The sequence below is a fragment of the Paenibacillus sp. MDMC362 genome, assembly GCF_003269305.1.
In the GTDB taxonomy this organism is placed as follows: Bacteria; Bacillota; Bacilli; order Paenibacillales; family Paenibacillaceae; genus Paenibacillus_AQ.
This window is the reverse complement of sequence record NZ_QLYT01000061.1, coordinates 31354-58265: the sequence shown is the minus strand read 5'-3', so window position 1 is coordinate 58265 and position 26912 is coordinate 31354. Positions and strand designations below refer to the sequence as shown.

The 26912-nt window shown below is 51.1% G+C and carries 28 protein-coding genes, 1 pseudogene and 1 other annotated feature; of the genes and pseudogenes, 11 read left to right on the top strand and 18 right to left on the bottom strand.

The features are described from left to right. Positions 1-54: 54 nt before the first annotated feature. Together DP091_RS26275 and DP091_RS26270 are read right to left on the bottom strand one after the other, a co-directional pair. Positions 55-819 (bottom strand): annotated as a pseudogene (locus DP091_RS26275) (SAM-dependent methyltransferase); the annotation flags it as partial. A gap of 18 nt (positions 820-837) precedes the next feature. After that, entirely contained in the window at positions 838-1656 is an 819-nt protein-coding gene (locus tag DP091_RS26270) for a nucleotidyltransferase domain-containing protein (RefSeq protein ID WP_113061094.1), read from the bottom strand. 205 nt (positions 1657-1861) lie between these two features. Here DP091_RS26270 and DP091_RS26265 point away from each other — a divergent pair, with 205 nt between their 5' ends. Together DP091_RS26265 and DP091_RS26260 are read left to right on the top strand one after the other, a co-directional pair. Then, positions 1862-3193: a helix-turn-helix transcriptional regulator gene (locus tag DP091_RS26265; RefSeq protein WP_113061089.1), complete on the top strand. Its 1332-nt coding sequence runs from the start codon at positions 1862-1864 to the stop codon at positions 3191-3193. Further along, positions 3162-3977, top strand: a complete 816-nt coding sequence (locus DP091_RS26260; RefSeq protein ID WP_113061088.1) for a WYL domain-containing protein — start codon at positions 3162-3164, stop codon at positions 3975-3977. The genes DP091_RS26265 and DP091_RS26260 overlap by 32 nt, the downstream gene beginning before the upstream one ends. A 171-nt stretch (positions 3978-4148) precedes the next feature. On the opposite strand, the gene tatC is transcribed toward DP091_RS26260, so the two are convergent. From tatC to DP091_RS26235, 5 genes are all read right to left on the bottom strand, one after another. Continuing rightward, positions 4149-4928 carry a twin-arginine translocase subunit TatC gene (gene tatC / locus DP091_RS26255; protein WP_113061087.1) on the bottom strand — a complete coding sequence of 260 codons (780 nt, stop codon included), beginning with the start codon at positions 4926-4928 and terminating at the stop codon, positions 4149-4151. 78 nt (positions 4929-5006) lie between these two features. Next, positions 5007-5243, bottom strand: a complete 237-nt coding sequence (locus tag DP091_RS26250) for a twin-arginine translocase TatA/TatE family subunit (protein ID WP_076324711.1) — start codon at positions 5241-5243, stop codon at positions 5007-5009. 219 nt (positions 5244-5462) lie between these two features. Then, a complete protein-coding gene (locus tag DP091_RS26245) occupies positions 5463-5954 on the bottom strand; it encodes a MogA/MoaB family molybdenum cofactor biosynthesis protein (protein ID WP_076324712.1) in 492 nt (163 codons plus the stop codon). 49 nt (positions 5955-6003) lie between these two features. Then, complete coding sequence (gene moaC, locus DP091_RS26240) at positions 6004-6480, bottom strand: cyclic pyranopterin monophosphate synthase MoaC (RefSeq protein ID WP_071222520.1); 477 nt, start codon at positions 6478-6480, stop codon at positions 6004-6006. A gap of 3 nt (positions 6481-6483) precedes the next feature. After that, positions 6484-7131, bottom strand: a complete 648-nt coding sequence (locus DP091_RS26235; protein WP_258394703.1) for a 5-formyltetrahydrofolate cyclo-ligase — start codon at positions 7129-7131, stop codon at positions 6484-6486. 354 nt (positions 7132-7485) lie between these two features. On the opposite strand from DP091_RS26235, the gene DP091_RS26230 reads away from it, so the two are divergent. Then, positions 7486-9438, top strand: coding sequence for an ABC-F family ATP-binding cassette domain-containing protein (locus DP091_RS26230; protein ID WP_113061085.1), 1953 nt, complete (start codon positions 7486-7488; stop codon positions 9436-9438). A 479-nt stretch (positions 9439-9917) separates the two neighbouring features. Here the strand turns inward: DP091_RS26230 and DP091_RS26225 are convergent, their stop codons facing one another. The 6 genes from DP091_RS26225 to tsaE all read right to left on the bottom strand — a co-directional run bounded on the left by DP091_RS26225 (position 9918) and on the right by tsaE (position 15295). Then, positions 9918-11441 (bottom strand): 2-isopropylmalate synthase, encoded by a 1524-nt coding sequence (locus tag DP091_RS26225; RefSeq protein ID WP_113061084.1) that lies wholly within the window; start codon positions 11439-11441, stop codon positions 9918-9920. Between the two features lie 153 nt (positions 11442-11594). After that, positions 11595-11933: a binding site (T-box leader), on the bottom strand. A 198-nt stretch (positions 11934-12131) separates the two neighbouring features. After that, positions 12132-12362, bottom strand: coding sequence for a hypothetical protein (locus tag DP091_RS26220; RefSeq protein ID WP_113061083.1), 231 nt, complete (start codon positions 12360-12362; stop codon positions 12132-12134). 94 nt (positions 12363-12456) lie between these two features. Beyond that, positions 12457-13506, bottom strand: coding sequence for a tRNA (adenosine(37)-N6)-threonylcarbamoyltransferase complex transferase subunit TsaD (gene tsaD, locus DP091_RS26215; protein ID WP_113061082.1), 1050 nt, complete (start codon positions 13504-13506; stop codon positions 12457-12459). Further along, positions 13503-14027: a ribosomal protein S18-alanine N-acetyltransferase gene (gene rimI / locus DP091_RS26210; RefSeq protein WP_071222510.1), complete on the bottom strand. Its 525-nt coding sequence runs from the start codon at positions 14025-14027 to the stop codon at positions 13503-13505. The genes tsaD and rimI overlap by 4 nt, the downstream gene beginning before the upstream one ends. Before the next feature lie 19 nt (positions 14028-14046). Then, on the bottom strand, positions 14047-14838 hold the full coding sequence (gene tsaB, locus DP091_RS26205) for a tRNA (adenosine(37)-N6)-threonylcarbamoyltransferase complex dimerization subunit type 1 TsaB (protein WP_113061081.1): 792 nt from the start codon (positions 14836-14838) through the stop codon (positions 14047-14049). Further along, positions 14825-15295 carry a tRNA (adenosine(37)-N6)-threonylcarbamoyltransferase complex ATPase subunit type 1 TsaE gene (tsaE, locus tag DP091_RS26200; RefSeq protein ID WP_113061080.1) on the bottom strand — a complete coding sequence of 157 codons (471 nt, stop codon included), beginning with the start codon at positions 15293-15295 and terminating at the stop codon, positions 14825-14827. The genes tsaB and tsaE overlap by 14 nt, the downstream gene beginning before the upstream one ends. 250 nt (positions 15296-15545) lie before the next feature. Here tsaE and DP091_RS32115 point away from each other — a divergent pair, with 250 nt between their 5' ends. Both DP091_RS32115 and DP091_RS32110 read left to right on the top strand, forming a co-directional pair. Beyond that, positions 15546-16073: an epoxide hydrolase family protein gene (locus DP091_RS32115; protein ID WP_258394702.1), complete on the top strand. Its 528-nt coding sequence runs from the start codon at positions 15546-15548 to the stop codon at positions 16071-16073. 24 nt (positions 16074-16097) lie between these two features. Next, on the top strand, positions 16098-16502 hold the full coding sequence (locus DP091_RS32110; RefSeq protein WP_258394701.1) for a hypothetical protein: 405 nt from the start codon (positions 16098-16100) through the stop codon (positions 16500-16502). Between the two features lie 109 nt (positions 16503-16611). On the opposite strand, the gene DP091_RS26190 is transcribed toward DP091_RS32110, so the two are convergent. Next, positions 16612-16794: an H-type small acid-soluble spore protein gene (locus DP091_RS26190; RefSeq protein ID WP_113061079.1), complete on the bottom strand. Its 183-nt coding sequence runs from the start codon at positions 16792-16794 to the stop codon at positions 16612-16614. A 3-nt stretch (positions 16795-16797) separates the two neighbouring features. Continuing rightward, positions 16798-17085 carry a hypothetical protein gene (locus tag DP091_RS26185; RefSeq protein ID WP_113061078.1) on the bottom strand — a complete coding sequence of 96 codons (288 nt, stop codon included), beginning with the start codon at positions 17083-17085 and terminating at the stop codon, positions 16798-16800. A 393-nt stretch (positions 17086-17478) separates the two neighbouring features. On the opposite strand from DP091_RS26185, the gene ku reads away from it, so the two are divergent. The 3 genes from ku to ligD are packed head-to-tail and all read left to right on the top strand — an operon-like array spanning position 17479 to position 20242. Then, positions 17479-18408, top strand: a complete 930-nt coding sequence (gene ku, locus DP091_RS26180) for a non-homologous end joining protein Ku (protein WP_113061077.1) — start codon at positions 17479-17481, stop codon at positions 18406-18408. 14 nt (positions 18409-18422) lie between these two features. Further along, entirely contained in the window at positions 18423-19319 is an 897-nt protein-coding gene (locus tag DP091_RS26175) for an ATP-dependent DNA ligase (protein ID WP_258394700.1), read from the top strand. A 5-nt stretch (positions 19320-19324) separates the two neighbouring features. Continuing rightward, positions 19325-20242: a non-homologous end-joining DNA ligase gene (ligD, locus tag DP091_RS26170; protein ID WP_113061075.1), complete on the top strand. Its 918-nt coding sequence runs from the start codon at positions 19325-19327 to the stop codon at positions 20240-20242. Here the strand turns inward: ligD and DP091_RS26165 are convergent. Then, a complete protein-coding gene (locus tag DP091_RS26165) occupies positions 20225-21316 on the bottom strand; it encodes an SPL family radical SAM protein (protein ID WP_113061074.1) in 1092 nt (363 codons plus the stop codon). The two genes, ligD and DP091_RS26165, sit on opposite strands and share 18 nt — an antisense overlap. Positions 21317-21526: 210 nt before the next feature. Here DP091_RS26165 and DP091_RS26160 point away from each other — a divergent pair, with 210 nt between their 5' ends. Beyond that, positions 21527-22597 (top strand): serine hydrolase domain-containing protein, encoded by a 1071-nt coding sequence (locus DP091_RS26160; RefSeq protein WP_113061073.1) that lies wholly within the window; start codon positions 21527-21529, stop codon positions 22595-22597. Between the two features lie 57 nt (positions 22598-22654). Here the strand turns inward: DP091_RS26160 and DP091_RS26155 are convergent, their stop codons facing one another. Together DP091_RS26155 and cls are read right to left on the bottom strand one after the other, a co-directional pair. Then, entirely contained in the window at positions 22655-23572 is a 918-nt protein-coding gene (locus DP091_RS26155; protein WP_113061072.1) for a YitT family protein, read from the bottom strand. 166 nt (positions 23573-23738) lie between these two features. Beyond that, positions 23739-25169, bottom strand: coding sequence for a cardiolipin synthase (cls, locus tag DP091_RS26150; RefSeq protein WP_113061071.1), 1431 nt, complete (start codon positions 25167-25169; stop codon positions 23739-23741). A gap of 238 nt (positions 25170-25407) precedes the next feature. On the opposite strand from cls, the gene DP091_RS26145 reads away from it, so the two are divergent. Together DP091_RS26145 and DP091_RS26140 are read left to right on the top strand one after the other, a co-directional pair. Further along, the gene (locus DP091_RS26145) at positions 25408-26379 is read left to right on the top strand and encodes a M23 family metallopeptidase (protein WP_113061070.1); all 972 of its coding nucleotides are present in this window, start codon (positions 25408-25410) and stop codon (positions 26377-26379) included. A gap of 32 nt (positions 26380-26411) precedes the next feature. After that, complete coding sequence (locus tag DP091_RS26140) at positions 26412-26831, top strand: bactofilin family protein (RefSeq protein ID WP_113061069.1); 420 nt, start codon at positions 26412-26414, stop codon at positions 26829-26831. The last annotated feature ends 81 nt before the right edge of the window (positions 26832-26912 follow it).

Sequence of the window (26912 nt, the reverse complement as noted above, 5' to 3'; positions counted from 1 at the left end):
TTTTGAGAAAGCTGCCTAATGAAATAACCATGTCTAACTTTTGGGGGTCACTTCAATATCCAATATCGGCTTGTTGAATGGCAGCACTTGAGCGATGTAACTTCTGCGCTGCATAGCCGTGTTTCCATATGCAAAATTGATGCTGTATCTAGGCGTAAACTCAAGATCCTGCTTGAACTGCTTGAACCGATCCCGATTATTCAGAAAATTGCGCACGAACAGGCTTCGTATGTAGTAAGGGGCATCGATGACATTCAGACTGCGAATGTGCTTTTCAAGCACTTTATCCGAGGTATCGAGATACTCGCTCCCGAACATTGCCAGGAACAGGCACAGCACATTGACCGTATGCAGCAGATGGTACAGGCTCTTCCCGGTGGTTATGGTGAGGGCATAGCTTTTATGGGCCTCGTGCCGAAGCGAGAACGAGTATTCCTCAAGATGCTTTTGGAAAAATTCAATATAACGCGTCTTCTCAATATGAATGAGATTGATGTAAAAAACATGCTCGTATCCCTCCGTGTCCCGTTCATCGTGCTTTTTGAAGGGAGCTGCAAAAAACTCGTTAATGGCAGCCAGCGGAAACAAAGGTGTGTTATAACGGGACACGTTCAAATACTCGAAGCTCTCCCCTTGATGCTGTTTGAAGGATACCTCGTTATCCGCATCCTTGAAATACACATTAAACGCAGCTGATTCGGAATACCATCCATATGCCGTTCCTTGCCTCACACTCCGAAGCTGCATGCCGGAGTTCGGGTTCTTCTTCATGAGAAACGAAAACTGCGGATTCGTTGATGTGACCTGTATAATTGCCAAAATGACTCTCTCCTTTCGTCAAACCGTGAATGACTGCGGTCCGCCGGTTCCCCACGCTTCAACCAGGGCGTCCCGAAACAAAGCATCCAGCCTTTGATCCAGATCCGAATCTTGATGCTTCTTATCTTTGGCTAGCAACTCATAATCGTTTAATTTCTCTTCAATGAATGCATGTATGTTAGGAAGCTTCGGCTCAACATCCATCTCTTCACCTGAACGTTTGCGGAGAAGCAATTGATCAATTTCCTGTTTCAGCGCGCTTTCTTGATCTAATAGACGATTCGTAAGCAGCTCGAATTCCATGGGAGGCATCTCGTTGTAGGTTTGAATCCAGTCGCATGCCAGGATCGGACGCAGGACATAGAAATATTTTTTGATTTTAACGTCTCCCCCTTGCAAATACATCCGAAAATTTCCTTTGGCCATGTTCAGGTAGTGGTGCATGCAAGATTTAGGCGAGAACGCAAGCGGAGATATGCTGCGGATTTGCTGGGCGATGCCAAGCGACTCCCTATACTTGATGGGGGACTCCAGCCATTCGAGCAGGGGCGGATTCGACTTGCGAAAAAGCCCCAACGCTTTTTTCAAATCCCAACCGCTCATATCCAGCCTGTCGCTGATCGGCCGCTCAATCACATCTCGCTTGTCGAAGATCGATAAATACCACTCCAAGGGTCTGATATAGATAAACCTTACGTCATAATCGCTGTCTGTCGACGGAAAGCCCCAGGCCCTGCTGCCTGATTCGCAGGCATACAGGATAAGGATCCCTTCCTCCCGCTCAATTCGCTCAAGTTCTTGCTGAATCGTCCAATTCATTTTCTGCGATATATTCATATCCGGAATCTCTCCTTCTGTAGCTGCCGTCTGATTTCCGATAACCTTATTGTCTTCCATACGTTCCTATTTCAACAGGGCGAAAGTATGGCGATAACAAAAAGATGTTATAATTTCCATCCTTTATGCAGTTCCCTATCCTTGCTACAATAGTTACAGACTGGGTCACGTACGATCTAATATATATGACTTGAAGGAGGGCGCCATGGCTCGGGAAAGCTTCGATAAAGAAATCCAGTTCCTTCGCATTCTGGCGCTGGCCGGAGGAGCATACAACCGGCAACAACTGGCCGATCGACTCGGCATTTCGGTACATACCTATGACAAAACGCTTCGAAATTTAAAAAATAGGATTGAATCGCTTCAGCCGCAGCTCTCGGAAGAACAAAGCCTCGCCCTATCCGAAGGCCTGCGCTATTCATACTATGAAACCGCAGATCCGCTCCTGCTGCTGTTGTTCCGCGGCAAATCGCTTAAGGCATCGGAAAGCTTGAGGTTGTCGACGATCCTCACCCAGCTGCAGCATCAGCAGTTGACCGCCAAAGAACTAATCGACCTATGCGGCGATCACTTGCCTGACGGGGAGTCTCTGCCAGATGAGAAGACGATACGGGGAGATCTCAAATACCTGGAGGAAGTCGGAGTCATCGTGAAGACATGCGCAGACCGGCCATACCGATACAGGGGCGCCCGTGATCTGATCGATTCGTTGTCGGATGACGAGCTGCTTGATCTCTACGACTATGTGGACGTCATGTCGAATACGCAGCTACCGTCCGTGCAGGGTTATATGCTCAGGGATAACTTAAAGCGGGCTTTGCGGAAGCGTGACATCGCTGCACACTCAACCGCTGCTTATATTTATAAATATCATTATCCTTCACGCATATTGGACGAAGCGCATCTGCACACCATTTTTCAGGCCATTACCAAAAGAGCTAGAATCCGTTTCCTGTATTTATCACCCAAAAGCACTTCACGCTATGCTTCCCAAAATACGAATCCGCTGTTCCACAGGGAGTCCAAAGGGCTTCGGGAAACGGTGCTGCCGCTGCGCGTGATTTATGACCATCAATACGGCCGTTGGTATCTGATCGGTTATAACGGCAGGCAAGGTCTCATGAAGTTTCGTATGGAGGGATTGACTCAGATCGAAGAAGGCGATGTGGTTGAGGAGGAGGTCTTCCAGCAGCGCCTGGAGGAAGTGCTGGCCGAATTCGAGAATAGTTGGGTTACCGATACCCGTAATCGCACCAAGGTCGTGGCCAGATTTTTCAACCCGGCGGACAGCAAAGTGAATTTCGTGCTGAACCGGGTAAAGGCGCAAGGGCAATGGGGGACCGTTACGATAGAATCCGACGATTCATTTCTATATGAAATCGAAGTGAACGGCACCAGCGAAATCAAGCCCTGGCTCCGGAGCTTCGGCTCCAGCTGCGAGGTGCTCAAGCCCCGCTCCCTTCGCCTGGAGTTCATCAAGGAATGGAAGGAGATTGCCGCTTATTATGAACCAGAATCCGTTCGAGAAAATTTTTAATTATCAGATTATGACGCGGCTTGAGGAAACCGACTCGATTGCCATAACCGCTCAAGAACGGGGATGGCTCAAAATGATGCTGGTGCATCCTGAGGCAGCTAACGCCTTTACGCCTGAAACCTTAAAGCGTCTCGAACAAATCCTTCACATGGAGCGTAGCGGTGCCGAGATGAAGGAGATTATCCTGGAGAAGGCCAAGGGACAGGAACGAAGTGTGTATCACCCGCATCTTCGCACCTTGCGAAGAATGATCATGCAGGATCAGGGATTTCGCTTAAGCTATCGAACGAAGCTTGGAGAAACCCGGAGCAATCAGTCCGGTTTCCCGTTCAAATTAGAGTATTCCATGATCAAACGGGAATGGATGCTGATCTGGTACAGCAAAAGCCGAAGAGGACTCATGTACACGAAACTCGATCATATTCTATATATACAAGGGACTTCTCTCCCTTCCTGCCGGATCGATCGCATCAAGGAACGGCTGCAGAAGTTGATGGAGAATCGCGAGAAGCAAGCCCTTATTGAAATCCATCGGCGATACAACGGGGAATTGTCACGGATCCTGTACGCTTTCTCCTGTTTTGACAAGACCGTCCATTATGATGAAGATTCCAATACCTACCGCATTAAAGTCTCCTATTTGAAGGATGAGTGCGACTTTCTGCTCTCCCGTATTCGCTTTCTCGGACTGCGGGTGAAAGTCGTGGAAGGAAGCGCCCTGCAGGCCCGAATGCAGGAAACCGCAGCGATGGCGCTGGCGAGATATGCTCAAGAGGAAAGTTAGGACGATATGAATAGATAGATCCCTATGAGACCTGGGGCGAATGCACTTATGAAATTGATTACTAACCCTTCGATCCTTGAATCAAAAAACAACCCGCAAACCATACTCCCGTGGGGAGCGGTTAAGCGGGTTGTTCTTATTTTTAAGTGATCCTATATTTTGCCAAAAATCTCACTGTCCATCCTCTTCGTCTACACGTACGTACCGGCTGTCCCGTTCCATATCCGCCTCTAACTGCTTGCGGTAGATCACGGAAGACAGAAACACGCTGAATTCGTACAGCAGCAGCAGCGGAATCGTGACCAGGAAATCCGATATGAAGTCCGGCGGCGTAATGACAACCGCGATGAATACGAGCGCGAAATACGCGAGTTTGCGCATTTTTCGAAGCCGCAGCGGATTCAGAATGCGTATTCTTGTTAAGAACATCACCACAAGCGGCAGCTCAAACAGCAAAGCCAGCGGCAGTACGAGATTGAACATGAAATTCAAGTAATTGGTAATGCCATAGGTCTCCTGGAGTCCCATGCCCTGCGTAATCGCCGTCGTGAACGACAGCGTCATCGGAAACACGATGTAGTAGCCGAACGCGATCCCCACGATGAACAGAATAAACGCATATGGCACATAACGTATGGCCGCCTTCTGCTCTTCTCTGCGCAGCCCCGGCTTGACGAACGCCCACAGCTGATAGAAGATCAGCGGGACGGAAATGACAAGCGAGAAAATGGCGGCGATTTTCATGTAGATCCCGATGCCATCCCAGAAGGAGAAGGCATGCAGCTCAAAGTTCTTGGCTTCTTCGGCCGCCGTCAAATAATGATAGATCGGGTCCGCAACGAAAAGTCCCCCGATTAGACCCGCTACGAATACCACCAGCACGATTATAATTCGTTTGCGAAGCTCGCCCAAATGCTCCACAAGCGCCATATCTTTCACTTGTTCCGACATGTTAACCACCACCCTATATGTGACCCTGACAAAACAAAATCCCTCCCGAAGGAAGGGACTTCAAGCCTTGCTTTATTTCTATTCCGGAAGACGCTTGTCTTCAACCTTGGTTGGCTCAGCGGCAACGGCTTGCTGGGGAGCCTCTTCTTTCTTCTTCGCCGGTGCATCGTCAGCAATAATCTCCCGCGCACCGTCCTTAAACTCACGGAACGTTCTTCCGACCGCACGTCCAAGTTCGGGAAGTTTGTTCGGTCCGAACAAGAGCAGCGCCAAAATAACGAGCAAAATAATACCCGGCACTCCAATTGTACTCATATCTATTCTCCTCCTCGTCCTGCTCAATGCCTTTAAAAGGACTTCAGGATGATCTAAATCCGTCATGCCTTGCACTACAACAGGTGTTCACTCATGGCCATAATCCGACTACTACAGTTGAAACAAGCTCATATACCGCCATCATACCATAATGTAAATCACATATACAGTCTAGAAACGTGACAGATTATTTACATAATTATCTAACAGGAATGTCCCTTAGAGCTGCTCCCGATACTGGCCCGTTACCATTAGCAGTGCTTCCGGAAGCTGATCCATGACCGCCGCCAGATTCTCGTGTACGCCTTTTGGCGAACCCGGCAGATTGACAATCAAGGTACGGCCGCGGACGCCACATACCCCCCGAAACAGCATCGCGCTCCGATTCTTCTGCATGACGGTAGCGCGCATCGCTTCCACAATGCCCGGCACTTCGCGTTCGATGACCCGCTTGGTCGCCTCCGGCGTAACATCCCGGACCGCCAGCTCCGTTCCACCAGTCGTGAGGACAAGGTCCACTTGATAATAATCCGTCAGTTCGATCAATGCCGCAATAATTTCATCCGGCTCGTCCGGTACGATCCGGTATTCAATAATTTCTCCGCTCAGCTCTTCTTCCACCAATTCCCGGATCACTTGAGCGCTCGTATCCTCGCGTTCCCCCCGCGAACCTTTGTCGCTCGCCGTCAGGATCGCCGTTTTCCACACCATCTGCCCTCTCTCCTTCCCACTCGTCCGAATCTCCTATCTCTATGCAATCCTATGTTGTCTCTTGTATGTAATCCCCGCTCTTCCCTCCGGTTTTGCTTACCAGGTAGGTCGGGCCGATGACCATGTCCTTTTGCAGGGCTTTGCACATGTCATAGACCGTCAGCGCTGCGGCGGAAGCTGCTGTCAGAGCTTCCATTTCAACGCCGGTTTTGCCTGTGGTCTTCACAGTCGTTTCTATATATAACTCATCTCTAGCATTATCGCTGAACTCCACATTCACGCCGGTCAACGGCAGCGGATGACACATGGGAATCCAGTTTGACGTGTTTTTGGCAGCCATGATAGCCGCAACCTGCGCTACGGCAAGCACATCTCCCTTGCCGATTTTCCCCTCCTGAATGCGTATCAGCGTATCCGGGTGCATACGAACCGTAGTCTTCGCTACCGCTGTCCGGGCTGTTACATCCTTATCACTGACATCCACCATGCGTGCTCTGCCTTGGCCGTTAAAATGACTCAATTCCATCTCTTATCCCTCCGCTGCATGTCTGGCCGTTGCCGAATGTCCCAGCTCCGTAACCAAACCGTCCAATACCCTATCATGTTCTTCCATAGGGACATGCTCCAAGACTTGAACCTCGTAGCCAATTCCCATCCACAAAGGTTCACCGATCTGGGCGTTGCCTCGCGCTCCCTGACTAAGCCTGTCCGACAGCCGGTCATAATAACCGCCTCCGTATCCAAGTCTTCCGCCCTTCCTGTCAAACGCAAGCCCGGGCACCCAGATGATATCAGGTCCGGGATGATTCCATTTCTGCGACCGCAACGGATCTGGCTCCGGAATGCTGTAAGCTCCGGGAATCAGCTCATTCCATGCCTGAAGCTTATACAATTCCATCGAACGGTCTTGGGGCAGACTTCGGGGAACGATAACCTGAATCCCCTGCTTCCACGCCCATTCAACCAGCGGCCGGGAATCCAGTTCGGAGCGAAAGGGGACATAAATCATCATGCTCTGAAAATGAAGCCGATTCATGACCTCTGAAGCAAACTTGCAGGCTTGCTTCGAACGCTTCGAACGCTCTTCCCCGGATAACTCATCCCTGCGTAATGTCATCACTTTGCGCAGGGCTTCTTTTGCGGATACCCGCTTCAATTCTTCCTCAGGGTTCAACACGTGATCTTTCCTCTCACGCTTATAATTAAGTTTAGTTTACCACTGTTCCTCCCTTTAGCCAAGAATGCCGGAAGTCGCCAATCATGGTCGATTGTTCGGCCATTTTCATGTACACTTACTTTAAGATATCAGAACGTATACACTTCAAAGCATGACCACGCTGAGAATGTACGTCGGTAATCGTTTTTCTTAAGAGATAAGAATGTATTTTCTTCAGGTGCTACCCTCCTTATCTCGCAAGAAAAACTTCCGATATATGCGGTCTGTCTTCTGAGAATGTACGTCGGTAAATGTTTTTTTTATAATGAAGAATTAATGGTACAAACATATAGAATGATGGAGGTTTCACATAACATGCTGCTGCAAGCCAATGGCATTACGAAATTATACGGAGTTACGCCCGTCCTTGACGGGATCAATCTGCAGGTGCTTGAACGCGAAAGAATCGGTCTTGTCGGAGTCAATGGAGCCGGGAAATCGACCCTGCTCAAAATTTTGGCAGGCGAGATGTCTTATGATGGCGGACAAATCTTCAAGGCTAAGGAAACCACCGTTGGTTATCTTGCCCAGAACAGCGGGCTTCAGTCCGATTCGTCGATATGGAACGAGATGCTGGATGTCTTCGCTCCCCTTCTGGAGATGGAGCGCGAGCTGCGTCAGATGGAGGAACAAATTGCCGATCCGAAGTCGAGCGAGGATCCGAAGAAATACCTGGAGCTTCTGGATCGTTATGCGATCCGTTCGGACTGGTTCAAGGATCAGGGCGGTTATGAGATCGAAACACGTATCCGCAGCGTCCTTCACGGCATGGGATTTGGCAGTTTTTCGCCGGACACCTCCATTGCCACATTAAGCGGCGGGCAGAAAACAAGGCTGGCCCTTGCAAAAATATTGCTGCAAGCACCTGACCTGCTCATGCTGGATGAACCGACGAACCATCTGGATATCGCGACCCTCACCTGGCTGGAGGATTATCTGCGCGGCTATTCCGGTTCATTGCTGGTCGTTTCCCACGACCGCTATTTCCTGGATCGTCTTGTAACGACCATCGTTGAGATCGAACGCCGTCATTCCAAAAAATATACGGGGAACTACAGCCGGTATATTGAGCTGAAGGCAGCGGAATACGAATCCCAGCTGAAGCAGTACGAGAAGCAGCAGGATGAGATTTCCCGGATGGAGACCTTCATTCAGCGGAATCTGGTCCGAGCCTCTACGACCAAGCGCGCACAAAGCCGTCGCAAAGCGCTGGATAAAATGGAACGGCTGGACAAACCGCTGGGAGATTTGAAGAAAGCACACTTTTCTTTTGAAGCCGAGTATATGTCAGGTAAGGATGTGCTTCATGTGCGGGATCTGGCGCTTGCGTTCGAGCAGGACAAGCCATTGTTCCGTCAGGTTTCCTTTGATCTCAGCCGCGGGGAAACCGTAGCTTTGATCGGACCCAACGGGGTGGGCAAATCGACGCTCCTGAAATGCCTGATCGGTACGATGAAGCCAACGGCGGGATCGCTGCAATGGGGTACTAAAGTCAAGATCGGCTATTACGATCAAGAGCAATCCGAGCTGAATCCGAGCAATACCGTTCTGGAAGAGCTCTGGGGCACCTATCCGCATATGGAGGAAGCCCGCATCCGTACCGTTCTGGGCAACTTCCTCTTCAGCGGCGAAGATGTGCTCAAGAAGATCAGTTCCTTAAGCGGCGGGGAAAAGGCACGCGTATCGCTTGCCAAGCTGATGCTCCTCGAAGCCAACATGCTCATCTTGGATGAGCCGACGAACCATCTGGACTTATTTGCAAAAGAGGTTCTCGAATCAGCACTCATGGATTACGAAGGCACTTTATTGTTCATATCCCATGACCGTTACTTCCTTAACAAAATGGCCGAGCGCATCATTGAGCTCCATCCGGACGGCATTCAACATTTCCTGGGTAATTATGACGACTATACGGAGAAAAAGCAGGAAATTATCGATATGAATGACGAACCTTCCGAGCCGTTTGCTCGTCACACCCTGAAACAGGAAGGAAAAACCGAAGCTGCCGTCGAGAAACAGGGAGCCGTTTCCTTTGAAGCCGAGAAGCAGGCCAAACGGGAGGAACGAAACCGTCAGCGCAAGCTCGCAAGTCTGGAAGAGCAAATCCATGCTTTGGAATCGGACATATCCGAGTTAGAGGCCGAGATGACCCTGCCGGAGATCTATCAGGATTATATGGCACTCCAAGAACGCCAGCAGTCGTTAGAGGAGAAAAAGAGTCAGCTTGAGCAAATTTTTGCCGAATGGGAGTCATTGCTGGAAGATTAAAAAAAATTCACAAAAGTGTTTCAAATGGAGTTTTGCACTTATACACAAACTTATCCCCAAAAATGGTGCATAAGTTTACCATGAAAATGGCCGAAACGGCCATTTTTTTGTTGTTATACGCGCACTCCCGGTCCTATATCCAGCTTTATCCACTAAGTTATTCACATTATCCACAGTTTCTACCGGAAAATTTGAAAATCCTGTCCCCTCTTTTCAGCCTCTTGCAAAAGACCGATTTATCGACATTTTTCTCGCTTATACACATTTTTTGGCGGATATGTGGATAACGTTGTTCACAACTTGACAGAATTATATGTCTTATATACTGGACTTCTATATAGACTTATCTCTTGTTATCGGCAAGTTTTATCGAGCTTGATTATGAAAAAAGCGACCTTCCTCCATCCGGTTCGGAAGGTCGCTTATGCCATCAATCATAGTAGCGTTAGACGCCTAAGGTTCCCTATTCAGCTTTTCGCCTAGACCGACATCAACGCCGAGTTGCATGCAGCAACGTATGCCAGGCCTGCCGCCATAACGATATCCTGATGCACAGCCGTTCCGCGGAAGATCTTGCCCGCCTTCTCAACCGTGACCGCCGCTTCGGCATGCGCGTCTTCGCCGCTGCTTAACGAGTGGAGCTCCAGATCGCCAAAGCGGATATCGCTGCTAATTCCTTGGCTGATTGCCGAGATAACGGCTTGCACCGGACCGTCCGCCACGCTGGAGTAGGTGGCTTCCGTTTGCTCGCTCAAATGATGCAGCGTGACAGCCGCGACCCGGCTGCTGCCCGTTCCCGAGATGACCTGCGCCTCGGTCAGCTCATATACTTGGGCTGGTCTGCCCAAAGTGCTGCTCACCATTTGCAGCAGCTGGTCATCGCTGACCACCTTCTGACGATCGGCAGTCTCCTTGAAGGTATCGTACAAGGACTCCATCTCGCCTCCATCAAGCTGAACACCGTACCGGGCAAGACGGTCCCTCAGCGCATGACGACCGGAATGCTTGCCCAGCACAATCATGCTCCGCGGAATCCCCAGCTTTTCCGGATCCATAATCTCGTAGGTGCTTCGATCCTTCAGCAGACCGTCCTGGTGGATGCCGGACTCATGCTGGAAGGCGTTCCGGCCAACTACAGGTTTATTAAAAGCGATTGGAAAATGCATCGCACCGCTAACGAGACGAGATACTTGATACAGCTTCTCGGCCGTAATGCCCGTCTCTGCCCGCAGCATGTCACCCCGGGTAGACAGAGCCATGACCAGTTCCTCCAGTGCACAGTTGCCTGTACGCTCGCCTACCCCATTCACGGTAACCTCGATTTGGCTGGCGCCATTCTCGATCGCGGCCAGGCTGTTGGCCACAGCCAAACCGAGATCATTGTGGCAGTGGGCGCTATAGGCGACCGTTTTTCCGCCACGAGCGCCTTCCCGCACCCGTCGAAACATCTCGCCGTATTCATTCGGAAGCGCATATCCCACCGTATCGGGCAGATTGATTATCGTTGCACCCTCTTCAATGACGGCCTCCACCATCTCAATCAAGTCGTCAATGCCGGTACGCGAGGCATCCATCGCCGTAAATTCAACCACGTCGCTGAACTGCTTCGCATAAGCTGTCATCTCACGTGCCCTTGCCACTACATCCGGACGACTCATGCGCAGCTGGTGGCGAAGATGGATGTCGGAAGACGAAATAAACAGGTGGATTCGCCTTTTGGCCGCATCCTGGGTGGCCTTGACGGCAGCATCAATATCCCCTTTCACGGCCCGCGCGAATCCGCATATCTCGACCTGCTGCAGCTGTCTCGAGATGGCCTGCACAGCGGCAAACTCCCCGGGACTGGACACCGGAAATCCGGGCTCCATCACATCAACGCCCAGCTCAGCCAGCTTTCCGGCCAGCACAATTTTCTGTTCAGGCTGCAGGCTTGCTCCCGGTGCCTGTTCCCCGTCCCGCAACGTTGTATCGAATATTTGGATGCTCCTCATGGATTCACTCATTTTGTATACTCCTCCTTGGTTATGGTATGACCCGATTTCCTACGGAAATGTTGTTCCGTCTGTTCCATATGTTCGCTTTACGTCCGCACGTCGACTTGCGTCCGCATCCCACCCTGCTGCTGCCGGCAGCAAAAAAGCCCGCCATCTCTTCATATAAGAGACGACGGGCTTAGACCCTCCGTGGTACCACTCTAATTGACGCGCCTAAGTTCGCAGCTGTTCTTCCGCGACAAATACACGTCCACTCATGTCCATCTCCTCATACCGGCCGGGTCATGAAGAGAATGGACATCCTGATGACGGAGGAAACTCCGTAAGAGAGTACAGCTGCATTCAGGGTCGTTGGTCTGTCTTGCTCCATCAACCGATGCTTACTGCTGTTCCCCTCTTCCGCTCCCGGGCGAGATTCGAAGGTTGCTGCCGCTGCGTTACACCAAACCCGCAGCTCTCTGTAGACGGCTCCCTTTTACTGCTCCCGTTCATTGCGTTTATTCGATATGTTGTTATGCTGACGATCATATCCTTCGGATCGGATCACCCTATCCGGGGATTCCGCTTTTATCTGCGGATTGGAAGTGAAGCTCTTTGTCAGATTGATTCGTATTTAACTGTCCAAGCATGCAAAAAAGCCTGCCATCTCTTATTCAAGAGACGACAGGCTATCCTATCGCGGTACCACTCTTGTTGACTCTAAGCTCCCGGGATCATCATGCTGTCTCCCGGACCTAAAGCCCCCTCCATCGCCAAACCACAAATGATTTGTGCGCAGCCATTCTCACGGAGGCCATCCCGTAGCAAGGTCAAACTCCGCAATTCGATCCGTGCCTGATCGCACTTCGCTGCGCAAGGTTCCCCAGCTCCGCTCCCAGGTGAGTTCAGGTCCCTCTCGTCTGCGTTGCACCGTCCCGCAGCTCTCTTCATCCAAGGTTCACCTTACTAGTCCTGTTCTTCGCGTTTCAACATTCTGGAATTTGATCAAGATTATACTTCCTATACAAATAGGTGTCAAGTGGCTTTAACTAAATGGCTCCGCCCAAAGCTCCAGGGACATTTGCGGGTCGGCCTTCATATCGAGCGGCGTAAAACTCCCCTGCTTCCATTTCAGATGCGCCGCGGCAGCAATCATCGCTCCGTTGTCGGTACAATACTGAAATGGCGGGATCGTCAGCAATATCCCTTCCTTCTCGCAGCGTTCAGACAAGGCTTTACGAAGTCCGCGATTGGCGGCAACGCCGCCGCACAGCAGCAGCTGCTTGGCATCATATGCTCCGACCGCGCGAACCGCCTTTTCCACGAGCACTTCAACCACGGATTCCTGGAAACCCCGGGCTATCGCTTCCGTCCGGACTTCCTCTCCACGCATTTTGCTCTGATTGACGACATTTAATACGGCCGATTTCAGACCGCTGAAACTGAAGTCGTAGGAATCCGGCCCCAGCCATACGCGGGGAAGCTCTACGACCTCCTCGGCCTCCAATGCCATTCGGTCGACATGCGGCCCCCCGGGATACGGGAAGCCAAGCGCCCTGGCCACCTTGTCGTACGCTTCGCCAACCGCATCATCCCGCGTCCTGCCGATCAACTCAAAGCTGCCTTCGTCTTTCATGTAGACCAGCTCGGTGTGACCGCCGGAGACAACCAGCGCCATGCAAGGGTAAGCGATATCGCCCACAAAACGATTGGCATAGATATGACCCGCAATATGATGCGTGCCAATCAGCGGCTTGCCAAGCGCAAACGCCAGGCTTTTAGCAGCCATAACGCCAACGAGAAGCGCTCCAACCAGGCCAGGACCCTGCGTTACGGCGATCGCCGACAAATCCTTCATTTCAATGCCGGCCTCAGCTACCGCTTGTTCAATAATGAGCGTGATACTCTCCACATGCTTGCGGGAAGCCACCTCGGGCACCACCCCGCCAAAAGCCTTATGTGTTTCAATCTGGCTGGCAATGACACTGGACAAAACCTCGCAGCCATCCTTTACAACGGCAACCGAGGTTTCATCGCAGCTCGTTTCTATCGCCAATATGCAGCTGTGCTGCCGGTTTACTCTTTCTTCGTTCATGATAGCCTTTGACTTCCTTCCTCGCCATCGTCCTCCCGATAAGGGGGCAGATCTGCCCACATGATGAGTGCGTCTTCCTGATTATCGGAATAATACCCCTTCCGGACACCGGCTGGTTTAAACCCTTTTTTGATATATAAGTGCTGGGCAACGTGATTGGATACCCGAACTTCCAGCGTCATTTTCTCCATTCCCATATAGGCGGCTGTCTTCATCAATTCCGTAAGCAGACGATCGCCCCACTTGCGTCCGCGATACTGCTCCAGAAGGGCAATATTCGTAACGTGCGCTTCATCCACGATCGTCCACATACCTGCATATCCTACCGTTTTGCCTTCGTACTCCATAATCATATAACGTGCAAAATGATTCAGTTTCAGCTCATTGTGAAAAGCTTCCTCGGTCCAGGGCACGGTGAACGCCTCGCGCTCCACCACGAGGACCTCCGGAATATCCTCCAAGGTCATCAACCGAAAGGACAAACCGTCTTCACCATCTACCGGCTTCTTCTGCTGATCCATGACGAATCCAACGCTCCCTTCACCGCTTACGCAGCAGGTTCGCTTCCGCTTCGGAAAGCTGTGTATAATTGGGTACTAGTGTATGCACATCATCCTTTTCCCCGGCGAGCAGCCTCGCTGCGCCCAAGTACCCCAACCAGCGGCCTTCGAGCGAGTACGGATGAATATGCAGCCGTTCTCCGAACCCCGGCTCAAGCCCGCGTGCGGTTTCGGCATGGAGCTCCACTTCCCCAATAAACCAAAGGCAGACCGGGCGCTCCTCTTCAGGCAGCTTGCTGATACGTTCCTTTATGGCTTCCACCCAGGATTGCATCAGGCGAATACCGTCTGCCTCCAGACGTATCGGTGCACTCTCCCGGCTCTCAGATTCGGCAGCGAATAATGCCGTGTACACCTGCCCCCGTCTTGCATCCAGCAGCGGAATGATCCAGTGGACTCCCGCCTTAGGCTCGGCTTCGTTCCATCCGGACTTCAGGCCCCCCCATGCAAGGGCATGCAGGCTGGATACCCCGACAACCGGGATGTGATTAGCCCATGCTAATGTTTTGGCAGCCGTTACCGCAATCCGGATCCCTGTATAGGATCCCGGCCCTACTCCCACGGCAATGCCGTCCATCTGGTTCATGCCGAGGCCTGCTTCAGCAAGCGCCTGAGCCATCACCGGATGCAGATGCACCGAGTGATTGCGGTCTGCGTTCGTGTTCACTTCCGACAGCAGCTTGTCCTGCTCCATCACGGATACCGCCAGCGATGCCGTAGACGTATCCAGCGCCAAAAACCGCTGCTGCGGCTTCGTGTCATTGTTGTTCATTCCAGCTACCCCATTTTTCATTCAAATCCCGGCACCACTCGCCATAGGGCTCGCCCTGGCTTGAAAGTGTGATGGTCCGGTGCGTTTCGCCTGTCGTTTCAAGCTGGATATGCAGATACCGCTCAGGCAACAGCTCCGTGATCAGGCTGCTCCACTCCACGAGACAAACCCCTTCGCCAAAAAAATACTCATCCAGCCCGAGCTCATCCGCTTCATCGATCGACAAACGGTACACATCCATATGGTAGAGCGGCAGACGCCCCTCGTATTCTTTAATAATCGTAAATGTCGGGCTATTCACAACCCCGTTCACACCAAGGTGCTGTGCAAATTGTTTGGAGAATGCCGTTTTTCCTGCTCCAAGATCCCCGTCCAGTCCGATGACAGTCCCTGGCTCCGCTCTAGCGGCCAGCCAAGCAGCAAGCTGCTCCGTCTCCTCCAGACTGCTTGAAACCATTCGAAACTGGCCCTCCGTACGGCCATTGTTCACTGATAACCCACCCTTTACTTAGTTTGCCCATATCTCAAAATACTTGATCTTCATTATATCGGTCCTCCCAACCCGCTGCAAGAACATGAGTTTCGCCTTCCTAACTCAAGTGAGAAAAGGAAACGTCAAACCCGTTTCAAACACTGACACTACGTAGTCAATTATCAAACATTATAGTGAGACCATAACGATGATAAAAGATTTGAGGAGGATTATGATGAACCGCACGAATGTATCGACTACAGCCCCATATTCAGAAGAAACCATACTTCCATTTCGCATTCAAATTCCAGAGTCGGACCTGCTTGACCTTAAGGAACGTTTAACCCGCACTCGCTGGCCTGATGACCTGGAGGATCATCAATGGGAATATGGCACGCCGCTGTCTTACCTGAAAAAATTATCAACCTATTGGAAGGAAGTTTATGACTGGCGTAAATATGAAGCTATGTTGAATGAATTCCCACAATTCCTGACCACCATCGATGGGCAAAACATTCACTTCCTGCATGTTCGCTCCCCTGAGCCTGATGCGCTCCCTCTAATCATAACCCATGGCTGGCCCGGATCGATTGTGGAGTTTACCCGCATGATTGAACCGCTCACCAATCCCGGCAAGTACGGTGGAGATCCGTCCGATGCTTTTCATCTCGTGATTCCGTCCCTCCCAGGCTTCGGCTTTTCCGGGCACACTACCGAACGCGGATGGAACATCGAGCGTGTCGCTAAACGTGGAATGAATTAATGCGCCGCCTGGGCTATGAACGATATGGAGCACAGGGGGGAGATACCGGGAGCATGGTTTCAGCGGAACTTGGCCGGATCGCTGCTGAGCGAATCATTGGCGTGCATTGTAACGGTCTGTCGGTGTTTCCAACCGGAGATCCGGCTGAAAGCGAGAAATGTCTCAATCTACTGGCTGACAGCAACGGCAGGCTCCTCCGCAAGAATCTATAAAGAAAGCTCGAACAATTGGGGAGCGCCGGCACCATATTCCTCGGTACCCACCGGCGTGGCGGTCTTCCCCAACGACCTCTCCATTCGCAGTATGCTCGAGAAGCAGTACAATGTCGTCCATTGGTCAGAGTTCGACCGCGGCGGCCATTTCGCCGCATTGGAAGCTCCTGATCTGCTGACTGATGATATCCGGTTATTTTTCAGAGAGATTCGCTAACGGCAGGGTCAACACAAACACACCTTATCCGGGGTACGGCGTCCCGAGTAAGGTGTGTTTTTTCGGTTCATTAAACAGTTACCCGGAATTCTAGAGGCCCTGCAATAAGCTACTCGCCTTCTTCTAGCCGGTCTACGTTCACGGTCAGGGTATTGGTCGAACGGGAGCCGACCTGGACGGTGGCCATTCCGTTCTGCTGATCTACATGCTCGATCCACACGGACTCCCCTTCCAGGTTGACCTTGTAAATATCCTTGGAGTTAAAAATCTCTACGGCGCGCTGTATCTCCATACGTTAATCCTCCTTCTCCCTATTTCTTGGCGATTCGTCCACAATGTCCATCGTATCAGTTGTGGAAGGGCCGATCAGCCCATTATCTAGGGTGACATTACCTCCGCCAAGGCCTTCGTTGATCATCCGGTCAATATCGAACATCGTAGATTCCCGAGAGATCTCGCTTTCCTTCGAGGTCAGGCTGTTCCAATCGACCATGTCCCCATTCACCGATTCTGCAGCGGAATGATCCGAGGCCCTGTCCTTTTGTATCTCTTCCGACGTTTCGGTTTCTCTAGGCTCCGTCATGACGAAAATTACCTCCTTATACAGGCAGCGTTCAACGTCAATATGCCACAAACGGGTTCTAATTATGCAATCCTGAGCTATAACTCATACTAGAGTCTTTTTTTGGGCACACTGATAGAGGTAGTACAAAAAGTCCGCTTTTGATCACGAAGCAAATCAGGAAGCAGCTCGGCATCGAATCTTGAATTCAGCCGGGCCTTCCGGTGCTCACGTACCCAAAACGTACGCTCCGCTTCTCAGTCCCTATCTTCATCCAACCTTCTCGGTGCTGAAAACCGACCTTTTTGAACACGCACTGATAGAGGTAGTACAAAAAAAGTCATAGTAGTCGTTTATTACGTTTACTACACGGTCATACCCAACATATTAGAATTCGATAGGAGGTTTCATAGAATGCATACGGTATGGAAAGGCGCGATCAGCTTTGGTCTGGTGCACGTGCCTGTCAAGATGTTCTCGGCCACGGAAGATAAGGATATTTCGATGCGGTATATTCACAAGGAGTGCGGCAGCCCGCTTTCTTACATCCGCAAATGCCCGGTATGTGAAGAAGAAGTGGGCTGGGAGGAAATTACGAAGGGATACGAGTATGAGAAGGGGAAATTCGTACTGTTCGAAAAAGAGGAACTGGAGCAGTTGGCGGAACAGAACAGCAAAAACATCACGATTCTGGACTTTGTGGATCTGACCGAAATTGACCCGATTTATTTTCAAAAGACGTATTACCTCTCGCCGGATCAAGCAGGCGCAAACGCATACCGGCTCCTCCTGGAAGCGATGAAGCAGTCCGGCAAAATCGGCATCGCCAAAATCGCCATTCGCTCGAAGAGCAGTCTGGCCGCGATCCGGGTGCTTGATGAATGCTTGTCGATCGAGACGATTTTCTACCCGGATGAGATTCGGCCAATCGCCCAGGTCCCGAATTTGCCTGAAAGAACCGAGGTCAACTCCAAGGAACTCGATATGGCCAAATTGCTGATTGAGCAGCTGTCGACTCCCTTTGATCCTGAGAAATATACGGATGATTATCGCGAACGTCTGCTGGATCTGATCAACAGCAAAGTATCCGGTGAAGAAATCAAAATTGCCCCTGCTCGCCAGGAGACCAACGTGGTCGATCTGATGGCTGCCCTCCAGGCAAGCATCGAAGCTGTAAAGCCGATCGGAACGGATCCGGGCACCAAACCAAAGCCGCGTAAAACGACCCGGAAGACGGCAGCCAAAGAACCTGCTGCCAAAGTCAGCGGCGGAGAAGGCGACCTTGACGCACCGAAGCCGAAGCGCCGAACAACCAAATCCAAGAAATCCGACTCCACTTCCTGATCCGTATGGGACAAATGCAAAATCTGCTGCCCAAAGAGCCGATGGCACCGATCTCGACGGACCAGATCACGACGGGCGAGGATTGGGGTTATCAGCTGAAATGGGACGGCGTGCGCATTCTCGCCGGACTTGACCAAAACCGCGTATCGCTATATTCCCGCAAGCTGCTCGATAAAACGTCGCTGTATCCCGAAGTCGTTCAGGCATTATCCGGCATGCATGAACGGCGACTTCTTTTGGATGGTGAGGTTGTCTATTTTCATCCGGAGCTGGGTCGTCCCGTGTTTCAGAAGGTTCTTCAGCGGGAGCGTTCGCGTGCGATCAGCACGAACGCTCCTCTGTTTACTTATGTTCTCTTCGATGTTCTGGTGGACGGCGACCAAGACTTGCGTAAGCTGCCCTATCTTGAACGTCACCACCGCCTGAAGGAGATCGTTTCCGACACGCCGGGCTTGCTGACCGCGGATCTGTTTCTTGAAGGCGAGCATTTATGGAATTGGGCCGAAGCACGGGGTTGGGAGGGAATTGTAATGAAGCGCCTTTCCTCTCCTTATCGTGAAGGCAAGAAACACCGGGATTGGTACAAGAAAAAGATTGCCGTGAACATGGCAGCCACCGCCGTCGCCATGATCATCAGGGAAGGCCGTGTGGCCAGCCTTGTCATTGCCGATGACGATGGCAATTACATCGGCCGTGCCTCCCTGGGGCTTAATGAGCAGACAAAGAAAAGACTTCTGCAATATGCCGAAATGCATCGTGCTGACGCGATATGGAGTACGCTCCATACCGACCTGAAGAAGGAACAGCTGGCCTGGCTTAGTCAGCCGCTTTCAGTTCAGGTCACATTTCTCGAGTGGAGTCAGGATGGCATGATGCGCCATCCCAAGCTCGTATCGATAGAGGGGGTGTAAATCATATGGCTCGTACCGTCAAAGGCACCCTGACGATTGAGGGACAGGAGATTCAAATTACGAATCCAGACAAACCGCTTTGGCCGGAAGTCGGCATTACCAAAGCGATGTATCTGCAAAAGCTTGCAGCCATCTCCCCCTTCCTGCTCCGGTACTGCCGGGGCAGGCTGCTCACGACCATTCGGTATCCGCACGGAGTCGAAGGCGAATCCTTTTATCAGAAAAATGCGCCGGAGCCGCTGCCTCCTTTTGTTCAGACCTATCTGCACGAAAATATTAACTACGTGCTGCTCAACGGACTGCCGGAGCTGCTCTGGCTGGGGAACCTGGCTGCGCTTGAGTTTCACCCTTCACTGCATCTCGCAGGCAGCAATCTGCCCTGCGAATGGATGATTGATCTGGATCCAACGCTGCCGGAGGAACCCCGCATCATGGAGGCGACGGCCATTGTAGGGGACGTACTGTCCTCGTTGGGCCTGTCCTCCGTCCCGAAAACATCAGGTGCTACCGGGGTCCAGATCATCGTTCCCATTCAGGAAGGCATTACGTTCGATGAACTTCGAACGGTCGGCCAATTCGTGGGACAATATGTAACCGAGAAATTCCCCAAGCTGTTCACCATTGAACGGCTGAAGAAGAATCGCGGCGATAGAATCTACTTCGATTATCTTCAGCATTACAGCGGAAGAACACTTGCCGCTCCATACACCCCGCGGGCCCGGCGGCTGGGAACCGTCTCTACACCGCTCACTTGGGACGAGGTCCGTCAGGACGTTTCTCCCACGGAGTTTCATCTGCTGAACATCGAGGAACGGCTAAGAGAGAAGGGGGACCTGCTGCAGACCCTGCCTCCTCAACCGATAGAGAACGTCATCCGACATCTGAAGCCACAAGGAAAGGCAGTGTCAAAAAGGAAAGGATAGCTGCTCAACATCCGGCATAAGCTCGTCCCCGGAGACCGGTGCAGCCGGTTGCGGCAGCTTCCTTGGCTGTGCAGGAGCAACCAAATTTTGGACTGAACGAAGTTGATCGCGAGCGCCTTCCACCTGCGCCCCTTCCACTTGAGAAGTCCCGCTTCCGATCGTCCCTGACTGGCTCACGCCAGCAGCAGATGCCTCCGTGGTCAGCCCATTCAGTTCACATTCGTTCTGCAGCCTGGCTGCCATCGACTTGAAGGAACGTACGTAATGCTCTTCGGCATATGCGCCCTGCGCATATAACTCACGGTAAGGCTGAACCACTTCAGGAAACTGGTGTTTCAGTGTTTCGATATACCATTTCTTCACATCGCGCGAGAGTCTGAGCAGCGAGATCATGGCAAAGGAAACGCCTCTTACCTTCGCCTGCAACAAGAGCTCCCTCAGTTCCGATTCCTTATCCGTTAAAAAGGGCAGCACAGGCGCCACAAACAAACCCGTTCTTATGCCTGCAGCCGATAATCGGTGGATCGTATCGAGCCTGCCCTCCGGATGAGGCGATGCCGGCTCCAGCTTCCGAATGATGTCCCCATTCAGCGTGTTGAGACTCATGTTGACGGATACATTCTCCATCTGTGTCAATATGTCCAAATCCCTGAGCACGAGCGGAGAGCGCGTTGTAATGCTCGTGGAGATGCGGTATTTAGCTAGCAGCTTCAGGCACTCCCTCGTAATGCCCTCCTTGCTCTCGATCGGCTGATACGGGTCGGTTGCCGTACCGATCGTAACCTGTCCAATCGATCTCCGCATCGCTTCAATATCATGATCAAACTTCCTCGCCGCACTCGATAACTGCTTCTCCAGCGCTTCCGCTGCATTCGACTTCATAAAGATATGATGCTGAAACTCATCCTCCGCTCCCATGCCGATAAAGGACTGGAAAGCGCGAGCATAACAAAAACTGCAGCCATGCCCGCATCCGCGGTACGGATTGATGGACCAATCGAAGGGCATCCTCTCTTCCTTCACTCTGTTTAAAGTCTGTTTGGTGGTTATGCGTTCATATTGCGTACGAGCCATTCCTCTTCCTCCCCTCTAATCCTGTATTGTTGTATTTTATATTTTAACAAACATATGTTCCTATTATAAGTGGTTTTTACTGGATTTACAAACCAACCTCCTGCACGCTTCACGACCAGCCATCCAAGCATGCCCCGAACCACGCATCGTACGCACGGGAGCAGTGTGCACGATGCACACATGGTTGAACTTATAGGAGGTATACGGAGAATGGGAAGAGCCCTGGAGCAGTCTCTTCTGGATGAATGGTTGGAGCGGATCGCGAATAAAAAGAATGTGTTTAGCACGGTTCTGTGCGTCGAGGACCAGGAGCAATCACTATCCCTTGTCAGCAGCGGCGGGGCAATGAAGACGGAAGACCGCTATTTCATTGCCAGCGTGACCAAATTGTACGTGACAGCCGTAATCTTGAAATTACGAGCGGAGCAGCGGATTGGACTCTATGATCCTATCGGCAAGTACCTCCCCGAAGAGATCTTGACGGGACTGCATAGGATGGAGAACAAGGATTACTCTGAAAAAATCACCGTCAAACAGTTAATGTCCAATAATTCAGGCATCCCGGACTATTTTTCTGGAAAGGTCTTCTCCGACCTCATCGCCGGGCATGATCAGGCTTGGAGTCTGGACAAAACATTGAATGCGGCCAGACGGCAAAAGCCTAAATTCAAACCTGACCAGAGAAATAAAGCCCAGTATTCCGACACCAATTACCGGCTGCTTGGCCGAATGATCGAGAATATCAAGGGCGAACCCATTCAGAACGTATTCAAGGAGTACATTTTCGACAGGCTGAATCTGACACAGACGTACTTTTTTCATGATCCCGAGGATACAAGCCCCGTTCCTTTCTATTACAAGAAAAAGCGTTTGGACCTTCCTCTGTACATGGCGTCAATCGGAGCGGAAGGCGGCATCGTCTCAACGGCAAGGGAAACGATGATGTTCCTGCGCTCCTTTTTTAACGGGGAACTGTTTCCAATAGGGGATCTGGATGAACTCCAGAGACAATGGAATTTTCTCTGGGCACCGGGCCCCTTTTTTTATGGCACCGGCATTTCAAGACAGCCGCTATCTCCATTCAGCCTGGGACGGGGACTCATCGGTCACTGGGGTCAATCCGGCGCATTTGCCTTCCATCACCCCGAATCAGGACTCTATTTCACCGGAACCGTGAACCAGGCTGTCGGTCAATCCGCGGCTGTGCAGGCAATGACAAGAATCATTCGCCATTATGGGCGGGAGAAGAAGATGCTTCACTTGCGCTCAGACACCCCTTAAACAAAAAAATGCTCCACCCGTGTTAACTCTCAACGCAGGTGGAACATAGCACTTTGATTAATGTATGGCCTTCTTCTTGAAGCGGCCGCCCTTCACATCATGGATGTTACCGATGGCGACAAAAGCCTGGGAATCCCAATCTTCCACGATGGATTTGAGCTTCGCTTCTTCCAAACGGGTGATGACAACAAAGATAACCTTCTTGCTGTCCCCGGAATATGCACCCTCTCCATCCAGATAGGTTACGCCGCGTCCCAAACGTTGGGTTAACGCATCACCGATCTCCTTATGCTTATCACTGATAATCCATACCGATTTGGATTGATCGATGCCTTCGATTGTTATGTCAATCAGCTTAAATGCCAGGTAGTATGCAATCAGCGAGTACATGGCATGATCCCAACCGAAAATAAATCCAGCGCTGCCCAGAATAAATACGTTAATGAACATCACGATTTCACCGACAGAGAACGGTGTCTTCTTGTTGATCAGAATGGCCACGATTTCCGTGCCGTCCAAGGAGCCGCCGGACCGGATTACAAGACCTACCCCGATCCCGAGCAGTACGCCGCCAAACACGGCCGCTAGCAGCGGATCGATGGTAATCGGATCAACGGGATGCAGAAAATAAGTTCCAATGGACATGACCACTACAGCGAACAGCGTGGATAATGCAAAAGTTTTCCCGATCTGTTTATATCCCATGAACAAAAATGGAAGGTTGAATAAGGTCAGGAATATACCCAGCGGAAAATCCGTGATATGGGAAACCATAATGGATATCCCGGTAATGCCTCCGTCAATAATTTTGTTGGGCACCAGAAAGATCTCCAGCCCTACTGCCATTAGTACAGCACCGAAAGTTAAGAACACCAGACGACGGAGAAGCTTCAAGGTGGTTGAGCCTGCCTTGGGATTCTCCGGCTTCTGCTGCTCCGCTTTCACTTGTGCAAGAATCTTCACATCACTTGACATAAATCTCCCCCGTTCAACTTATGAAAAATAAGCTAATTTATATTTATAAGTGAAACCCTTATAAATATTCTATCATATAAACAAATGCTGGACATAGAACTTTCAGGCTTCTTCCTGAATTTCGCTTGCTTGCCCTTCATTCTTACATATCATGTAGATGTTAAAGCTAAAGCATGGGAGACAGCATCCTGCATAATATTTCGGCAGCTTTCTGCCATCTTCCGCGCTGACGAAACACTTCCGGATCCATAAGCCTGCTCTGTTTGAGATCCTCCTTAAAATCCGCGACCAACCGCTCTATGGGCAGCTGATCAAACAGCACGGCGGTCAGCTCGAAATTACAGAAAAAACTCCGCATATCCATATTGGCCGTACCGACCGAGCCGAGAAGCTCGTCCACAATGAGCACCTTGGCATGGATGAATCCTTTTTCATACTCGTAGAAGGTAACTCCCGCTGCCAGCAGCTCTTCCACATAAGACAAGCTCGCCATTTTCACAAAACGGGAATCCGCACGATCCGGAATAATGATCCTTACATCCACACCGCTCACCGCCGCCGTCTTCAGCGCCTCATATATTCCTTCATCCGGAATGAAATAAGGCGTGGTGATCCATATCCGTTCTTTGGCTACGGATATCGCCCCAAAGCACATCTCCTGAATGGCATTCCAGTTCAGATCCGGTCCGCTGCTCAATATTTGCACTTGCTCATCCCCGGTGCATTGATGCTCCGGGAACAGCCCGAAATCCGCAATACGCTCTCCGGATGCAAGCTTCCAATCGTGCAAAAAAACGTTTTGCAGGAAGTAGACCGCATCTCCCCTTACCTCCAGATGCGTATCGCGCCAGTAGCCCATTTTCGGATATTCGCCCAGATAGTCGTCCCCGACGTTAATCCCGCCAAGAAAACCGATTATGCCGTCCACCACGACGATTTTACGGTGATTGCGGTAATTGATTCTGCGGCTGAACATCGAAACCATGGCGGGCAGGAAGAAATAGAACTCCACTCCCGATTCCTTGAACCGTCGAATGAACGTTTTCTTGAGTTTATAACTGCCAAGCCCGTCACAAACCAGGCGTACCTTGACGCCTTCTTGCGCCTTTCGGATCATGACCTCCTGAAACTTCGTGCCGATCCGGTCATGACGAAAGATATAGAACTCCACATGGATGTGATCTTTAGCCTGTTCCATGGCACGCAGCATGGCATCGTAAGTCTCTTCTCCATCCGCCAACACGCGGCTCTGATTACAGCCTGTAATCGGGCTCTCCGATAAGTGATTGAGCAGATTGAACAAACGGTCATTATGATGAAATTCCGGATTGTTCATGCCTTCTTTGTTCCGAACAACGGCTGCCCGATCCCACAAGTGCCCCCTTAGCTCCTGAAACAGTCTGGAGCCCCGCTTGCGAATCTTCAACCGTTTCTGATAGTCCCTGGCCACAAAGAAATAGAGTACAAACCCGATCAATGGGAGGCAAAATAAAATAAACAGCCAGGCCACGGCCTTGGACGGATTCCGAAACTCCAGCAACAGCACTGCAACCATCTGCAAAATAAAAGTAATAAGTGCAACCAGAAGCCACATCATACCGGCAGCCTCCTCACCATGAATAATAGTCGTATTTAGAATCGAATAACTACACTACATCATTGACCAATTCCATATGTATTTATTCAATTACCCAATGGCGCACCATACTGAATAAATTCTCTTATCTAATAATTTTTGACATGTTCTTCGAAAGAATAGAATACATACTAGATAAGGAGCTGGCCAAGTCTAGCGGGTACCATGATCCATAAACGATGTATGGAAGGGAGATGCCATGAAAACCACACACCGTAAACAACGCTTAACCTTGCTGGTGCTTCGGGATGCCCAGCATTCAGTCAAACAGATCCATCTGTCCAAGCCTCTAATGATAGCGGTGCCCGCGGCCGCTGTTTTGTCCATCGCCGGACTGATCGTTTCCCTGCAGATCCAGTCGGCCCAGACGATCTCGGGGCTGGAGCAGCAGCTGATGCTCAAAAACCTGGAAGCCTTAAAGATGGAAGTGACGGTGACCGACAAGGAAGAAGCCATAGAACGTCTAAACAAAGCCATCATTCAGCTTTCGGGCGAAGCAGAGCAAACGAAGGTCCAGATGGAGCGCGTTCAGCAGCTGGAGCAGGAGCTCCAGCAGTTTATTCAGAAGCACGGCAGCTTGACAGGACAAACCTCCTCCATCACAGCTGATGATAAGCAGCATGTAGGAGGGGAGTTCATTGCCGTTCATGAGAATGAAATGTTAAGTCTCGCGCAGGAGACTCAGGATGATTTCGAGGAGATTCAGCAGTTGATTTCCCGCATGGAGCAGCATATTCCGCGTACGCTGGATCAAGCTCAGGAAACTCAAGAGAAACGTGAAGGCACACCCTCTCTATGGCCGACGACCTCCAAGCGGCTGACCTCGAATTTCGGTTATCGGAGCGATCCTTTTACCGGGCGTTCGGCCTATCATGCCGGCATCGATATTGCAGGTAGAACCGGCGATCCGATTTATGCCGCAGGTGCCGGTGAGGTGACGGCAGCGGAACGCAGCGGAGCGCGAGGGCTTTATATCGTCGTCAAACATCCGAATGGGCTGGAGACCTGGTACATGCATCTGGACAGTCTGGACGTGTCGGTAGGCGATCATGTCGATCAAGGCGATACCATCGGCAAGCTGGGGTCTTCCGGGCGAAGCACAGGCCCTCATCTTCATTTTCAGGTCGTCAAAAACAACCAGACGATTGATCCGTTGCCTTATCTGCAGTAACCACATTCATTCTTGATGAGGAGGAATATAATATGAAAAAGAAAAACAAGAACAAGCGGGCTTCAGAGCGAACGGATACGCTGATTGGGCCGGGAAGCGAAGTGGAGGGCGTGCTGCAATGCGAGGATAACCTGCGGATTGACGGCCGCTTCAACGGCTCCATCGAAAGCCAAGGCTGTGTCACCATCGGCGAAGAAGCCATTGCCCGCTCCAATATCTCCGCTCGGGAAGTCATCGTGGCCGGCAAGGTGTACGGCGATGTAACGGCAGAAAACAAACTGACCATTACGCCTACGGGACAAATGTACGGAGATGTTTACGCCGCTTCCCTGATCGTTATGGAAGGCGGACTCCTGAATGGAGCAAGCCGGATGGACTATCCAACCTCCAATCAAGATGCAGCCGAGTTAACGGACACCACACTGCCGCTTCAGCGTTCGGAAGCAGGTTAACCTAAGCATATGGACGACACCTCGAACCCGGCAGTTTTATATAGAGCGGCTAGTTCTTTCAGCAGACTAATCAAAGAGCCC

Excerpts from the sequence above, each read along its gene's own strand:
- DP091_RS26270 (WP_113061094.1), bottom strand. The coding sequence starts at position 1,656 with ATGAATATATCGCAGAAAATGAATTGGACGATTCAGCAAGAACTTGAG.
- DP091_RS26265 (WP_113061089.1), top strand. The coding sequence starts at position 1,862 with ATGGCTCGGGAAAGCTTCGATAAAGAAATCCAGTTCCTTCGCATTCTG.
- DP091_RS26260 (WP_113061088.1), top strand. The coding sequence starts at position 3,162 with ATGAACCAGAATCCGTTCGAGAAAATTTTTAATTATCAGATTATGACG.
- tatC (WP_113061087.1), bottom strand. The coding sequence starts at position 4,928 with ATGTCGGAACAAGTGAAAGATATGGCGCTTGTGGAGCATTTGGGCGAG.
- DP091_RS26250 (WP_076324711.1), bottom strand. The coding sequence starts at position 5,243 with ATGAGTACAATTGGAGTGCCGGGTATTATTTTGCTCGTTATTTTGGCG.
- DP091_RS26245 (WP_076324712.1), bottom strand. The coding sequence starts at position 5,954 with ATGGTGTGGAAAACGGCGATCCTGACGGCGAGCGACAAAGGTTCGCGG.
- moaC (WP_071222520.1), bottom strand. The coding sequence starts at position 6,480 with ATGGAATTGAGTCATTTTAACGGCCAAGGCAGAGCACGCATGGTGGAT.
- DP091_RS26230 (WP_113061085.1), top strand. The coding sequence starts at position 7,486 with ATGCTGCTGCAAGCCAATGGCATTACGAAATTATACGGAGTTACGCCC.
- DP091_RS26225 (WP_113061084.1), bottom strand. The coding sequence starts at position 11,441 with ATGAGTGAATCCATGAGGAGCATCCAAATATTCGATACAACGTTGCGG.
- DP091_RS26220 (WP_113061083.1), bottom strand. The coding sequence starts at position 12,362 with ATGAAGAGAGCTGCGGGACGGTGCAACGCAGACGAGAGGGACCTGAAC.
- tsaD (WP_113061082.1), bottom strand. The coding sequence starts at position 13,506 with ATGAACGAAGAAAGAGTAAACCGGCAGCACAGCTGCATATTGGCGATA.
- rimI (WP_071222510.1), bottom strand. The coding sequence starts at position 14,027 with ATGGATCAGCAGAAGAAGCCGGTAGATGGTGAAGACGGTTTGTCCTTT.
- tsaB (WP_113061081.1), bottom strand. The coding sequence starts at position 14,838 with ATGAACAACAATGACACGAAGCCGCAGCAGCGGTTTTTGGCGCTGGAT.
- tsaE (WP_113061080.1), bottom strand. The coding sequence starts at position 15,295 with ATGGTTTCAAGCAGTCTGGAGGAGACGGAGCAGCTTGCTGCTTGGCTG.
- DP091_RS32115 (WP_258394702.1), top strand. The coding sequence starts at position 15,546 with ATGAACCGCACGAATGTATCGACTACAGCCCCATATTCAGAAGAAACC.
- DP091_RS32110 (WP_258394701.1), top strand. The coding sequence starts at position 16,098 with ATGGAGCACAGGGGGGAGATACCGGGAGCATGGTTTCAGCGGAACTTG.
- DP091_RS26190 (WP_113061079.1), bottom strand. The coding sequence starts at position 16,794 with ATGGAGATACAGCGCGCCGTAGAGATTTTTAACTCCAAGGATATTTAC.
- DP091_RS26185 (WP_113061078.1), bottom strand. The coding sequence starts at position 17,085 with ATGACGGAGCCTAGAGAAACCGAAACGTCGGAAGAGATACAAAAGGAC.
- ku (WP_113061077.1), top strand. The coding sequence starts at position 17,479 with ATGCATACGGTATGGAAAGGCGCGATCAGCTTTGGTCTGGTGCACGTG.
- DP091_RS26175 (WP_258394700.1), top strand. The coding sequence starts at position 18,423 with ATGCAAAATCTGCTGCCCAAAGAGCCGATGGCACCGATCTCGACGGAC.
- ligD (WP_113061075.1), top strand. The coding sequence starts at position 19,325 with ATGGCTCGTACCGTCAAAGGCACCCTGACGATTGAGGGACAGGAGATT.
- DP091_RS26165 (WP_113061074.1), bottom strand. The coding sequence starts at position 21,316 with ATGGCTCGTACGCAATATGAACGCATAACCACCAAACAGACTTTAAAC.
- DP091_RS26160 (WP_113061073.1), top strand. The coding sequence starts at position 21,527 with ATGGGAAGAGCCCTGGAGCAGTCTCTTCTGGATGAATGGTTGGAGCGG.
- DP091_RS26155 (WP_113061072.1), bottom strand. The coding sequence starts at position 23,572 with ATGTCAAGTGATGTGAAGATTCTTGCACAAGTGAAAGCGGAGCAGCAG.
- cls (WP_113061071.1), bottom strand. The coding sequence starts at position 25,169 with ATGATGTGGCTTCTGGTTGCACTTATTACTTTTATTTTGCAGATGGTT.
- DP091_RS26145 (WP_113061070.1), top strand. The coding sequence starts at position 25,408 with ATGAAAACCACACACCGTAAACAACGCTTAACCTTGCTGGTGCTTCGG.
- DP091_RS26140 (WP_113061069.1), top strand. The coding sequence starts at position 26,412 with ATGAAAAAGAAAAACAAGAACAAGCGGGCTTCAGAGCGAACGGATACG.